We start from the raw sequence: 12,816 nt of genomic DNA, 5'->3' as shown, positions 1-12,816 counted from the left end.
GGTGAACAATATGAAGTTACAACTTATGTACTCTTTTTTACGATCGGATATTAATGTGATAGAAAAAGAATTAAAAAAGACAGTTGCTTCTGAACAGCCATTAGTAGAAGAGGCGGCATTACAACTTATTGAAGCTGGTGGGAAGCGAATTCGTCCTGTATTTGTGTTGCTTGCGGGGAAATTTGGAGATTATAAGTTAGATGCAATTAAGCATGTAGCTGTTGCGTTAGAACTTATTCATATGGCTTCTCTTGTTCACGATGATGTTATTGATGCTGCGTTTTTACGACGTGGTAGTGCAACTGTGAATGCGAAATGGGGAGATCGTATTGCAATGTATACAGGGGACTATTTATTCGCTAAGTCTCTTGAATGTATAACGAATATTGAAATTCCAGAGGCGCATCAGGCGCTATCGCATACCATTTTAGAAGTTTGTAAAGGTGAAATCGAACAAATTAAAGATAAGTATAACTATGACCAAAATTTAAGAACATATTTAAGAAGAATAAAGCGAAAAACCGCTTTATTAATTGCTGCAAGTTGCCAACTAGGAGCGATTGCTGCTGGCGCTAATCGTGATACGGTAAGCCGTCTGTTTTGGTATGGCTATTTCGTAGGGATGTCGTATCAAATTATTGATGACATTTTAGACTTCGTTTCTACAGAAGAGAAACTTGGAAAACCTGCTGGGGGCGATTTATTGCAAGGAAACATTACGCTTCCTGCCTTATATGCTATGGAAGATCCAATCCTTTGTAAGAAAATCAGATCTGTACATGAAAATACAACAGCGGACGAAATGAAAGAAATTATTGAAGCTGTAAAGAATAGTGCTGCTATTGATAAAGCATTTGCGTTTAGTGAACGTTATTTACATAAAGCATTAGAAATGATAAAACCACTCCCACGTGGACAAGCAAAGTATGCATTACAAAATGTAGCAAAGTATATTGGAAAACGAAAATTTTAGTGTTTTTTCTAAAAAATAAAATAATCTCTCTATTTCAAAACTATTGCACAATTGTGATAAGGGTGTTAATATGTGTGTGGGGATATACAATTACATACATAATTCAGAAGTGGAGAGATTTTTTATGGAAAAAACATTTCTAATGGTTAAACCAGACGGTGTACAACGTGCCTTCATTGGGGAAATTGTAGCTCGTTTTGAGAAGAAGGGCTTTCAATTAGTTGGTGCAAAATTAATGCAAGTCACTCCAGAAATCGCTGGACAACACTATGCTGAGCACACAGAAAAACCTTTCTTTGGTGAATTAGTAGACTTTATTACATCTGGTCCTGTATTCGCAATGGTATGGCAAGGTGAAGGTGTAGTAGATACAGCTCGTAACATGATGGGTAAAACAAGACCACATGAAGCAGCTCCTGGAACAATTCGTGGAGATTTCGGTGTAACTGTTGCCAAAAATATTATCCATGGTTCTGATTCGTTAGAAAGTGCAGAGCGCGAGATTGGTATTTTCTTTAAGGAAGAAGAATTAGTTGACTACTCAAAATTAATGAATGAATGGATTTACTAATTATTTTGAAATAATTTGTAAACGCTTTAATCACTGTGATAATAGTAGAAAGTGCAAGGAGAATAGGGGTATTCTTCTTGCACTTTTTTTATTTCTATTAGTTACGAAGTTAGAGCTGTTATGATATATTGATATGTAAAGTAAAGGCCTATCGGAGAATAAGCGAATGGCTGATGTATGAATAACTCTTTCATATTTTTAGAGTAATGAAAGATAAAATTATTGCTTAATATAGCGAGATAAATACATATACGAAAAGAGGAATAACGTATGCGATATATTACAGCTGGTGAATCTCATGGTCCACAACTTACAACGATTATAGAAGGTGTTCCAGCCGGACTACCATTAGTATCGGATGATATAAATGAAGAGTTAGCTAGAAGGCAAAAGGGATATGGGCGTGGTAGACGCATGCAAATTGAAACAGATCAAGTGCAAATTGTAAGTGGTGTTAGACATGGAGAGACATTAGGTTCTCCAATTGCACTTGTTGTTGAAAACCGTGATTTTGCACATTGGACAAAAATTATGGGTGCAGAGCCGTTAACGGAACAAGAAGAAAAAGAAATGAAAAGGAAAGTAACAAAACCAAGACCTGGACATGCTGATTTAAATGGTGCGATTAAATATGGTCATAGAGATATGAGAAATGTACTGGAACGCTCTTCGGCACGCGAAACGACAGTACGTGTTGCTGCTGGTGCGGTTGCAAAAAAAGTGTTAGCGGAACTTGGTATTGCAGTAGCAGGCCATGTAATTGAAATTGGCGGTGTACAGGCTAAAGAGACTACGTATCGTTCAATTGAAGAATTAAAAAGTATTACAGAAGCATCACCTGTACGCTGTTTAGATGAAGAAGCCGGTAATCAAATGATAAAAGCAATTGATGATGCGAAATCAAATGGTGATTCAATCGGTGGCATCGTGGAAGTAATTGTGGAAGGAATGCCGATTGGAGTAGGCAGCTATGTGCATTATGATCGAAAACTAGATGCAAAATTAGCAGCCGCAATAATGAGCATTAATGCCTTTAAAGGGGTCGAGATTGGAATTGGTTTTGAAGCAGCACATAGACCGGGTAGCGAAGTTCATGATGAAATTTTGTGGGATGAAGAGCATGGATATACAAGAAGAACAAATAACGCGGGTGGTTTAGAAGGCGGTATGACGACTGGAATGCCAATTGTTGTGCGCGGAGTGATGAAACCGATACCTACACTATATAAACCTCTTCAAAGTGTCGATATTGATACGAAAGAGCCTTTTACAGCAAGTATTGAACGTTCAGATAGTTGTGCTGTTCCAGCAGCTAGTGTCGTTGCGGAAGCGGTTGTAGCTTGGGAATTAGCGACAGCTTTAATAGAACAATTTGGATTAGATCGTATGGACCTTATTCGTGAAAATATTGAGAAACATAATGAATATGCGAGGGGATTTTAATGGAAAACATACATATTCAAACGAAATCAAAAGAATATGATGTACATGTAGGAAAAGAATCGTTGTCACATTTGACAACAATCGTTCAAAACATGCAGCCATCTGTATCAAACATTATGATTATTTCAGATGAGGCTGTTGCACCTTTACATTTACAGACAGTTGTAGATGCGTTGCAAATAGATCAAAAAGTATTTTCATTCGTTGTACCGAGTGGTGAAAAAGAGAAGTCCTTTGAAAATTTCTATGCGGCTCATACGTCAGCTCTTGAAAATAAATTAGATAGAAATTCTTTAATTATCGCACTTGGAGGCGGGATGATTGGAGATTTAGCTGGTTTTGTTGCTGCGTCGTTTATGCGTGGAATTCGCTTTGTTCAAGTTCCCACTACTTTATTAGCTCACGATAGCGCGGTAGGTGGGAAAGTAGCAATCAATCATCCGTTAGGTAAAAATATGATAGGTGCATTCCATCAACCAGAAGCAGTTGTATATCATACGCCGTTTTTACAGTCTCTTCCTGAAAAAGAGTGGCGCTCAGGTTATGCAGAAGTGATAAAACATGCTCTAATTGGTGATGTAAAGCTATATCATTGGCTAAAAGAAGAAGTGCAAACATTAGCAGATCTTCGTGATGAGAAATTAATCCACATATTAACGAAGGCGATTCCTGTAAAGGCAAACATTGTAGCGCAAGATGAAACAGAAAAAGGCGTACGTGCACATTTAAACTTTGGACATACGTTAGGCCATGCTCTAGAAAAAGAACTAGGATATGGAAATATTACTCACGGTGACGGAGTAGCGGTTGGAATGTTATTTGCTATATTCTTAAGTGAACAAGTGTATAAGGTAAATCTTGCTTATGAAGAGATGAAGCAGTGGTTCTTGAAGTACGGCTATCCAAAAATGCCAAGTGATTTAAGTGTAGAACGCCTCGTCGGGTTGATGAAACAAGATAAGAAAGCGAATGCAGGAACAATTCATATGGTACTTATGCAGGAATATGGGGTAGTGAATGTCGTATCTATTCCTGATGAGACTGTTCATATTGCGTTAGAGGCATTTCAAAAGGATATGGGTATAAGAAGTAGATAACAGCTATGGAGAGCCTATTTAGAAGCATTTTCGTAATAGTGACAGTTATGATAAACGATTATAGTAAGGGAGTATAACCGTATTGTAATCGAATTGAATAAAACGACTGGGGGAAGAAAAATGAGAGTGAAAGAGCAATTGTTAACTTTGAGAGCATATGTACCTGGGAAAAATATTGAAGAAGTAAAAAGGGAATATGGATTATCAAAAATTGTGAAATTAGCATCGAACGAAAATCCATTCGGTTGCTCAGCACGCGTAACAGAAGCATTAACTTCTTTAGCGAGTCAATACGCTCTTTATCCAGATGGACATGCCTTTGAACTTCGGACACAAGTAGCAAAACATTTAGGTGTTAAAGCGGAACAACTGTTATTTGGTAGTGGATTAGATGAAGTTATTCAAATGATTAGTCGTGCGTTACTACACGAAGGAACAAATGTTGTAATGGCGAATCCAACATTCTCACAATACCATCACCATGCTGTTATTGAAGGAGCAGAAGTTCGTGAAGTACCACTTAAAGATGGCGTTCACGATTTAGATGCGATGTTACAGCAAGTAGATGATCAAACGAAGATTGTATGGATTTGTAACCCGAATAATCCGACAGGTACATATGTAGAAAAACAAAAATTACTTTCATTTTTAGAATCAGTTCCTAAGTCAGCGCTTGTTATTATGGACGAAGCATATTATGAATATGCGGGAGCAGAAGACTATCCGCAAACATTACCACTTCTTGAAAAGTATGAAAATCTTATGGTATTACGTACGTTTTCAAAAGCATATGGTCTAGCTGCTTTCCGTATCGGATATGCAGTTGGTAATACGGAGTTAATCGGGCAGCTAGAAGTAGCGAGGTTACCATTTAATACATCGACTGTAGCGCAATCTGTAGCACTTGCTGCATTAGAAGATCAAGCATTTTTACAAGAATGTGTGAAAAAGAATGAAGAAGGATTACATCAATATTACGCATTTTGTAAGGAATATAACGTATTCTATTATCCATCTCAAACAAATTTCATTTTCTTAAAACTCGGTATTCCTGGTAATGAAGCTTTTGAACGATTAATGAAAAAAGGATATATTGTTCGTTCTGGTGCTGCATTTGGTATCGATGATGGCATTCGTATTACTGTCGGTTTGAAAGAAGAAAATGATGAAATTATAGAGTTACTGAAAGAACTTGTAAATGAGCAAGTACAGAAAGAGGAAACATATTCTTAAGAGATTGTGAAGGCTCCTATTAGAGGAGTCTTTTTTATCGCATTAAAAAAGTTGAAGTTTAGTAATTAAGTTGTTCTGTAAATCAAGATTGGTATGGCTCGATAATTAGTGGGAGAAGTTATTTGCACGGTCATAAAAGAAAGCGGTACAATAGAAGAAGGTAAGAAGGTAAGAAGGTAAGAAGGTAAGAAGGTAAGAAGGTATCGGTATCATATCCGAACCTTTTGAACAATTAACTACTCTGTAAGAAGAAGCATGCTCATTCTAAAGGTTGCGTTCTAACAATGAGTTGCTTATGATAAAGTGAAACTTTAATCAGTGGGGGGATGTTTATCCCCCGCTGATTATTAGCCCACACCAATCGGGCTTTTACGGGCAGTTGCCCCCAAAACTAACTTCTTTGCCCTAGCTGAATTTTGAGGTGGGGTCTTACTGCCCGTTAATAGCAGGGTAAATGAACAGAAAAGAATATTTTTTAGAATTAAAGGAGACGTTTATGCAAAAGTTTGAACAAGCTGTTTCATATATTGAAAATGGTGAAGCGGAAAAAGGATTACAATTATTAAAAGAGCAATTAAAAATTGCGAATGATGAAGAGAAGTATGATATTGCTCGCTATTATCATACTCTTGGATTTACGGATGAAGCGTTAGCTATTACAGAAGATTTGCGTTTATTGTATCCAGAGGAAAGTGAATTCACTGTATTTTTAGCAGAATTATATATTGATCTAGATAAAGAAGATGAAGCGATTGAAGTACTTCATGATATTCCAGAAAATGATGATTTATATGTTCAATCGTTATTACTTGTAGCGGATTTATTCCAAATGCAAGGTTTTGATGATGTAGCAGAACAAAAACTATTAAAGGCGAAAGAAATGATGCCTGACGAGCCTGTCATTACGTTTGGATTAGCAGAGTTATATAGTAGTAAAGGTGAAGAACAAAAGGCAATCACTTATTATGAGTCGCTATTAGCGGAACATAAAGTAATGGGTGGTGTTGTCATTGCCTTACGCCTTGGAGAAACGTTAAGTGCGATTGGAAATTGGGAAGAGGCGATTTCTTACTACGAAGCAGGTTTAGAAGAACAAAAAGATATTCACTCATTGTTTGGATATGCCTTCACATTATACCAAGGTGAAGAATACCAAAGAGCAATTGGTGCTTGGCAAGAACTGAAAGAATTAGATCCTGAGTATGCATCCCTTTACATGTATTTAGCGAAAAGCTATGAAAAAGAAGGAATGCTTCAAGAAAGCTATGAAACACTTCATGAAGGAATTAAAGTAGATGAACTTTCTGTACCATTCTATGTAGAATTAGCGAACATTGCAGCGAAATTAGGGAAAATAGCGGAAGCAGAGGAAGTGCTTCAAAAAGCGCTTGAGTTAGATCCAGGACATTTAGGTGCAACATTAAAATATGCGTACATCTTAAAGGAACAAGAAAAGTATGAAGAGCTAATTGCCGTTGTAGAGCGTGCTATCGATAGCGGAGAACCAGATACACAACTACTTTGGGATCTTGCGTTTGCAAAAAAACAATTAGAAATGTATTCGGATGCATTAAAACACTATGAAAGTGCATATACTTCTTTTAAGAATCATCCAGACTTCTTGGAAGAGTACGGTTATTTCTTATTGGAAGAAGGTATGCGAAAAGAGGCGAAAGAAGTATTTACTCAGTTAATACAACTAGACCCGACACAAATTCATATTGAAGAATTGTTATATAATTTAGAGGATTTTTCATAAGTTGGAAGGAAACTGAATACCGCTTCTTGAATCTAAAAAGAAAAGAGAAAGACAGAGGAGGGACTTAATTGCTATGAATACCCCTGTTTCTGTAAACGAGAAGAAGGATTTTGTAAAATGGTTTTTGAATAATTACCAACTGAAACAGCGTGAATGTGTATGGATTTTGAATTATTTAATGAGTCACGACCAATTGATGCATAAAGTCCACTTCGTAGAGCATGCAAAATATTGTCCGCGTGGCTTAGTAATGTCCGCGAATTGTGTAAAAGACACACCGTTTCACTTTTTTAAACAAAATGTTATGACAACAGATGCTGAAAAATCGTTTCATGATATTCGTTTAAATCGAGATGAGGATATTTATATTCAACTCAATTTTAAATCATCGTTTCAAAATGCCAATTACGTAGCTGTATTAGAAGAAAACCCATATTTACCAAAGCACATTGAAGTAAATGAAAAAGATCGTTTACTTGCAGAAAGGTTTTTAGAAGAAAGTGTATTTTCTTTTAGAAGAGAACGTCTTTTGAAACAAATTGATGAAGCGCTGGATAAGCAAGATAAGGAAGCGTTTCATAGGTTAACAGCGGAGTTAAAGATGTTATAGAATTCATTTGGATTCATAAAATTTTACAAATTTCAGACTTTTTCAAGAAAAACTACCTTAATATAGGTAGTTTTTCTTTTTTTACCTCTTTTAGTATGGTTTAATATATATAAAGTGAAAGTTCTGTCATTTATAGATGGGGGAGGGAAGACATTTGAAATGGATTGTAAAAGATGTGGAACAGTTTGAGCAAGCAAGAGAATATGTAGATACGGGTGTTATACCACTTTTATCAATTTCAGCAGCGAAAGAAATGAAAATGGTAGTAGAACAAGGGGAATTTATCGAATTGTTGAGTATGGAGCTAGAAAGAGAATATAAAGGAAGAGTGCTTTTATTACCTGCATTTACGTATCTAGTAGAAAGTCAAAAAAACGAAAAAGGTCGTTTGCAAGAATGGACAAATCATTTGAAAAAGCAAGGTTTTAAGCATATTGCTTATGTTACAAGTGATTTTTCATGGAAAGAAGATATGCAAGAATTGCAGGGAGATTTATTTTGGTTTCCTTCATTAGCGTTAGAACAATTTAGTGATCAAGCGAAAAGAGAAGTGATTCATGCACATATAAAAAATATAATGGTAATGTTAGAAGAAAAATGGGGAAAATAATAATAAACAGAAAGTTCTTATTATTATGAGTAGTATGATATTGACCTGTGCATGAGCGTATTATATCATGATAGTGTCCTAGTTTTTATTTTTTATATAATTTATCACGAGGGGACAATTTCTGATAGAGGGGGGAAATTTTCGTGAGCGAGAAAGAACATCGTGTGTCAAGAAGACAGTTTTTAAATTATACCCTTACAGGGGTAGGAGGCTTTATGGCGGCGGGTATTTTAATGCCGATGACGCGATTTGCGCTTGATCCGGTGTTAAGAAAAGAAGCGGGAACGGATATGGTTGCTGTTGCACAAGTAAAGGATATTACAACAGAGCCGAAACGTTTCGACTTTAAGGTGAAGCAGGTTGATGGTTGGTACAAGTCCGAAGAGCCAAAATCAGCTTGGGTTCATAAAGATGAAAGCGGAGACATTGTTGCGTTTTCTCCGGTATGTAAACATTTAGGATGTACAGTGAACTGGAATTCGGACAAAGCACATCCGAATCAATTCTTTTGTCCATGTCACGGGGGCCGTTACACAAAAGACGGGATAAACATTAAAGGCACGCCGCCCCTTGCTCCACTTGATGTATACGAATCTAAAGTGAAAGATGGAACGCTGTACTTAGGAAAAGCGAAGCCAAGAGGGGGTGCAAAGTAGATGCTAAATAAAATTTATGATTGGGTAGATGAAAGGTTAGATATTACACCAATATGGCGTGATATCGCTGATCATGAAGTACCTGAACATGTAAACCCGGCACATCACTTTTCTGCATTCGTTTATTGCTTTGGCGGACTTACCTTTTTCGTTACTGTAATTCAAATTTTATCTGGAATGTTTTTGACGATGTATTATGTGCCTGATATTAAAAATGCTTGGGAATCGGTTTATTATTTGCAAAATGAAGTTGCATATGGGCAAATTGTTCGTGGTATGCACCACTGGGGTGCTAGTCTCGTCATTGTAATGATGTTTTTACATACACTTAGAGTTTTCTTCCAGGGTGCGTATAAAAAGCCTCGTGAGCTAAACTGGATTGTTGGTGTTCTTATTTTCTTTGTTATGTTAGGTCTTGGTTTTACCGGATATTTATTACCGTGGGATATGAAAGCGTTATTTGCCACGAAAGTAGGGATTCAAATTGCAGAGCAAACGCCGCTCATTGGTCCTTACATTAAAACATTACTCGCTGGTCATTCCGAAATTGTTGGCGCTCAAACATTAACTCGCTTCTTTGCTATTCACGTCTTCTTCTTACCAGCAGCACTTCTAGGTTTAATGGCCTTCCACTTCATCATGATTCGCAAACAAGGTATTTCCGGTCCACTATAAGAGATTGCTAAATTAAAGGGGAAAGAACTAAAGGAGGGAGATTATGCATCGCGGCAAAGGGATGAAGTTTGTAGGAGATTCTCGGGTACCAGTAGCTCGGAAACCAAATATTCCAAAAGACTATTCGGAATACCCAGGGAAAACAGAAGCATTTTGGCCGAACTTCTTGTTAAAAGAATGGATGGTTGGTGCAGTTTTTTTAATCGGTTATTTATGTTTAACAGTGGCGCATCCGTCACCGCTTGAAAGAATGGCGGATCCAACTGATGCTGGGTATATACCACTTCCAGATTGGTATTTCTTATTCTTGTATCAGTTATTAAAGTATTCTTATGCTTCTGGCTCATTTACTGTAATTGGAGCGTTCATTATGCCAGGGATTGCGTTTGGCGCATTACTGTTAGCTCCATTTCTTGATCGAGGCCCAGAAAGACGCCCATTGAAGCGTCCTGTAGCAACGGGATTTATGCTTTTAGCAGTTGCATCGATTATCTTTTTAACTTGGGAATCTGTAGCACACCACGACTGGGAAGCTGCAAAAAAACAAGGAGCAATTGTAAAAACAGCACCAGTTGATAAAAATGATGACGGTTATAAATTAATGCAAAAAAATACTTGTTTAACATGTCACGGTGACAATTTACAGGGCGGCGCAGCAGCACCAGCACTGCAAAATTTAACTTTGAAGCCTGAAGAAATTGCTAAAATTGCGAAAGAGGGAAAAGGTTCCATGCCTAAAGGTGTATTTAAAGGTACAGATGAGGAACTGAAGAAGCTTTCGGAATTCGTTGCAAAGTATAATAAAAAATAATAAAAAGCTGACTACAAAATTTGTAGTCAGCTTTTTATTTTGATGATAGAAAGTTTACTATATAATAGAGTAGAGTTTGATGAAAGAATGAAAGGTGTTGGACATACAGCTTGGTTTACTTGTATGCAATGTTAAGACAACGCTCCGTATTATCATTTTTATTAGTTGTTAACATATTAGGTACAATATACGGATTCATATGGTATGGAAATCAATTAAAAGAAACTTTACCTATATTTTGGCCGTTTGTACCCGATAGTCCTATGGCAAGTCTCTTTTTTGTCTTTGTTTTAATCGCTTTTTTAATAAAGAGAAATTGGGGATTAATAGAGGCGCTAGCGATTGTTACTTTAATAAAATATGGTATATGGGCTGTTGTTGTAAATGGGGTTATGATCTATGTAAAAGGTCCTATTGGCCTTATCGGGTATATGTTAATGCTTTCGCATTTTGCGATGGCAGTACAAGCAGTGCTATATGCACCGTTTTACCGTATAAAAAAATGGCATTTTGCGGTAGCCGCTATATGGACATTACATAATGATGCAATTGATTATTTGTTCTGGCAAATGCCGAGATACGGAATTATGCATTTGTTTGTAGGAGAAATTGGTTATTTTACGTTCTGGTTAAGCATTGCTGTGCTTTGTATGACATATTATTATTGCTTACGTGAGAATCGAAAACAGTTTTCTTTATGATAGTTAGAATATGTAGGGGGAGAAAATGAAGAAAAATACGAGTGGTACAAAAATATTGGATCGATTGATTACGATAATTGTTTCATATAGCATAGCATTTTCTATATTTGCACTCGCAACAACGGCGGTTGTATATGGAAAATGGCTATATTATTTTGAAATTGATTTTTTGAACATTCCAGATTTAGCAGATATGACGAAGGATGATATTAAAAGAAATTATGATGTGCTTATCACATATTTATCGCCATTTTATGACGGAGCATTACATTTGCCAACACTAGATATGTCTACAAATGGCCGTGTTCATTTTGTAGATGTGAAAAACATTTTAGTAAAGATTCAATATGTAATGTATGCGACAATTATAATTGCAATAGTAGGCGGCATGTATTTGTTAAAAAAGAAAAATGAAAAGTTTTTACTACATGGATCTATTTTAACAATCATTTTTCCAATAGCGTTAATGTTACCGATTGTTATTAATTTTGAAAAGAGTTTTGTGATATTCCATAAGCTTTTATTCAGTAATGATTATTGGGTTTTTGATCCTGAGAAGGATCCGATTATATTAATGTTACCAGAAGAGTTTTTTATGCATGCAGCGTGTGCTATTTTATTATTTATTTTATGTGGTAGCATAATTTGTTATAGCTTGTATAAATATTTCGTAAAAAAGAAAAGGATTTCAAAAGAAAAATTCTCTGTTTAAAGAGAATTTTTTTTGTTTGTAAAACGATAATATATTTTTCGGTCCAGTTCTGTTCTATTCTTGTCCACATTAACATATTTTGTACTAGTAGTTATAGGGGGGACCGTGATGAAGAGAACATTAATTGGACTGATTGCATTTCTAATTATCATGTTTCCGTTACGTATATATGCTGAGGAGTGGAGTGAACTAACAGGGTTGTTAGATGACTCATTACAATTAGTGAAGCGTAATGAAGATGAAAAAGCAGTACAAGTACTGCAACATTTCTCGGAGCAGTTTGTAATAAAGGGGAATGAAAAGAAGCAGGAAGTAACGCCAGATCAAGTTAGAGTTATTTCTTTAGCTTACGACAAGGCGAAACAATCTCTCGCGGAAGAAGATGTAAGGAAACAAGTTAAAATTGATAATGTGTTAGCCCTGCAGCTCGCTGTCGATGCGCAAGTATCGAAATATCAACCACTTTGGATGGAAAGAGAAGGAAAAGTAATGGATGCCTTTTCTCAAATGGAAAAAGCGATGAAAAAAGAAGATACGGGACAGTTTCAACAAACGTTAAACACATTTTTACATGAATTTAATATTATTTATCCAAGCTTAATGATTGCCTTGCCAGAAAATGAAGTGCAGCGTGTAAATGCCCATTTATCTTATTTAGATGAATTTCGTAACGTTATGTTAAAAACAAAAGGTGGGCAAATGCAATTAGGAATCATTAAAGGAGATTTGCAAAAAATATTTCATACAGTAAAAAAAGATGAAATTGCACCTTCTCTCATTTGGTTTATGACAATTACTGGAGGTCTTATTTTATTCACATTAACTTATGTTGGGTGGAGAAAGTATAAAGGAGAGAGAGAAAAAAGAAAAAGTAATGTACATTCTAAGAATAGATAATGTAATAAATAAAGATTCGGATTGTAAGGTTTATTCATTGACAATGGTGGCAGAAGAAAATAGAATGA

General features: G+C 36.1%; 14 protein-coding genes. All 14 read left to right on the top strand.

Annotated features, from left to right (window positions below):
* Nucleotides 1-10: 10 nt before the first annotated feature.
* The 14 genes from hepT (at nt 11) to ypjB (ending at nt 12,748) form a co-directional block, all read left to right on the top strand.
* Nucleotides 11-973 carry a heptaprenyl diphosphate synthase component II gene (gene hepT, locus BAQ46_RS21580; RefSeq protein ID WP_000776082.1) on the top strand — a complete coding sequence of 321 codons (963 nt, stop codon included), beginning with the start codon at nt 11-13 and terminating at the stop codon, nt 971-973.
* A 124-nt stretch (nt 974-1,097) separates the two neighbouring features.
* Nucleotides 1,098-1,544, top strand: coding sequence for a nucleoside-diphosphate kinase (gene ndk, locus BAQ46_RS21575; RefSeq protein WP_000415887.1), 447 nt, complete (start codon nt 1,098-1,100; stop codon nt 1,542-1,544).
* A 270-nt stretch (nt 1,545-1,814) separates the two neighbouring features.
* Nucleotides 1,815-2,987, top strand: coding sequence for a chorismate synthase (gene aroC / locus BAQ46_RS21570; RefSeq protein WP_061130495.1), 1,173 nt, complete (start codon nt 1,815-1,817; stop codon nt 2,985-2,987).
* On the top strand, nt 2,987-4,084 hold the full coding sequence (gene aroB, locus BAQ46_RS21565; protein ID WP_000427694.1) for a 3-dehydroquinate synthase: 1,098 nt from the start codon (nt 2,987-2,989) through the stop codon (nt 4,082-4,084). Before aroC ends, aroB begins: the two co-directional genes overlap by 1 nt.
* A 120-nt stretch (nt 4,085-4,204) precedes the next feature.
* Nucleotides 4,205-5,317 carry a histidinol-phosphate transaminase gene (gene hisC, locus BAQ46_RS21560; protein WP_001264009.1) on the top strand — a complete coding sequence of 371 codons (1,113 nt, stop codon included), beginning with the start codon at nt 4,205-4,207 and terminating at the stop codon, nt 5,315-5,317.
* A 496-nt stretch (nt 5,318-5,813) separates the two neighbouring features.
* Nucleotides 5,814-7,076 carry a tetratricopeptide repeat protein gene (locus tag BAQ46_RS21555; protein WP_001168676.1) on the top strand — a complete coding sequence of 421 codons (1,263 nt, stop codon included), beginning with the start codon at nt 5,814-5,816 and terminating at the stop codon, nt 7,074-7,076.
* 73 nt (nt 7,077-7,149) lie between these two features.
* Nucleotides 7,150-7,686 carry a ReoY family proteolytic degradation factor gene (locus BAQ46_RS21550; RefSeq protein ID WP_001095923.1) on the top strand — a complete coding sequence of 179 codons (537 nt, stop codon included), beginning with the start codon at nt 7,150-7,152 and terminating at the stop codon, nt 7,684-7,686.
* Nucleotides 7,687-7,840: 154 nt separating this feature from the next.
* On the top strand, nt 7,841-8,296 hold the full coding sequence (locus tag BAQ46_RS21545; protein WP_000871307.1) for a YpiF family protein: 456 nt from the start codon (nt 7,841-7,843) through the stop codon (nt 8,294-8,296).
* Between the two features lie 143 nt (nt 8,297-8,439).
* Entirely contained in the window at nt 8,440-8,952 is a 513-nt protein-coding gene (gene qcrA, locus BAQ46_RS21540) for a menaquinol-cytochrome c reductase iron-sulfur subunit (RefSeq protein ID WP_001290418.1), read from the top strand.
* Nucleotides 8,953-9,627, top strand: coding sequence for a menaquinol-cytochrome c reductase cytochrome b subunit (gene qcrB, locus BAQ46_RS21535; protein WP_000932700.1), 675 nt, complete (start codon nt 8,953-8,955; stop codon nt 9,625-9,627).
* A 43-nt stretch (nt 9,628-9,670) separates the two neighbouring features.
* Entirely contained in the window at nt 9,671-10,438 is a 768-nt protein-coding gene (gene qcrC / locus BAQ46_RS21530; protein ID WP_000554606.1) for a menaquinol-cytochrome c reductase cytochrome b/c subunit, read from the top strand.
* A gap of 110 nt (nt 10,439-10,548) precedes the next feature.
* The gene (gene lhaT / locus BAQ46_RS21525) at nt 10,549-11,139 is read left to right on the top strand and encodes a lipoprotein heptaprenylglyceryl N-acetyltransferase LhaT (protein WP_000262841.1); all 591 of its coding nucleotides are present in this window, start codon (nt 10,549-10,551) and stop codon (nt 11,137-11,139) included.
* A 25-nt stretch (nt 11,140-11,164) separates the two neighbouring features.
* Nucleotides 11,165-11,851 (top strand): lipoprotein intramolecular transacylase Lit, encoded by a 687-nt coding sequence (gene lit, locus BAQ46_RS21520; protein WP_000742533.1) that lies wholly within the window; start codon nt 11,165-11,167, stop codon nt 11,849-11,851.
* Between the two features lie 108 nt (nt 11,852-11,959).
* The gene (gene ypjB / locus BAQ46_RS21515) at nt 11,960-12,748 is read left to right on the top strand and encodes a sporulation protein YpjB (protein ID WP_000831595.1); all 789 of its coding nucleotides are present in this window, start codon (nt 11,960-11,962) and stop codon (nt 12,746-12,748) included.
* The last annotated feature ends 68 nt before the right edge of the window (nt 12,749-12,816 follow it).

This window comes from Bacillus paranthracis, from assembly GCF_001883995.1.
GTDB lineage: Bacteria > Bacillota > Bacilli > Bacillales > Bacillaceae_G > Bacillus_A > Bacillus_A paranthracis.
Note: the sequence above shows the minus strand (reverse complement) of the source record. Positions and strands in the feature narration are given on the sequence as shown.

What these genes read in the sequence shown, in the direction of transcription:
- qcrC (WP_000554606.1), top strand. Translation starts at nt 9,671, where the DNA reads ATGCATCGCGGCAAAGGGATGAAGTTTGTAGGAGATTCTCGGGTACCA.
- ypjB (WP_000831595.1), top strand. Translation starts at nt 11,960, where the DNA reads ATGAAGAGAACATTAATTGGACTGATTGCATTTCTAATTATCATGTTT.
- BAQ46_RS21550 (WP_001095923.1), top strand. Translation starts at nt 7,150, where the DNA reads ATGAATACCCCTGTTTCTGTAAACGAGAAGAAGGATTTTGTAAAATGG.
- aroB (WP_000427694.1), top strand. Translation starts at nt 2,987, where the DNA reads ATGGAAAACATACATATTCAAACGAAATCAAAAGAATATGATGTACAT.
- hepT (WP_000776082.1), top strand. Translation starts at nt 11, where the DNA reads ATGAAGTTACAACTTATGTACTCTTTTTTACGATCGGATATTAATGTG.
- BAQ46_RS21555 (WP_001168676.1), top strand. Translation starts at nt 5,814, where the DNA reads ATGCAAAAGTTTGAACAAGCTGTTTCATATATTGAAAATGGTGAAGCG.
- ndk (WP_000415887.1), top strand. Translation starts at nt 1,098, where the DNA reads ATGGAAAAAACATTTCTAATGGTTAAACCAGACGGTGTACAACGTGCC.
- hisC (WP_001264009.1), top strand. Translation starts at nt 4,205, where the DNA reads ATGAGAGTGAAAGAGCAATTGTTAACTTTGAGAGCATATGTACCTGGG.
- lit (WP_000742533.1), top strand. Translation starts at nt 11,165, where the DNA reads ATGAAGAAAAATACGAGTGGTACAAAAATATTGGATCGATTGATTACG.
- aroC (WP_061130495.1), top strand. Translation starts at nt 1,815, where the DNA reads ATGCGATATATTACAGCTGGTGAATCTCATGGTCCACAACTTACAACG.
- qcrB (WP_000932700.1), top strand. Translation starts at nt 8,953, where the DNA reads ATGCTAAATAAAATTTATGATTGGGTAGATGAAAGGTTAGATATTACA.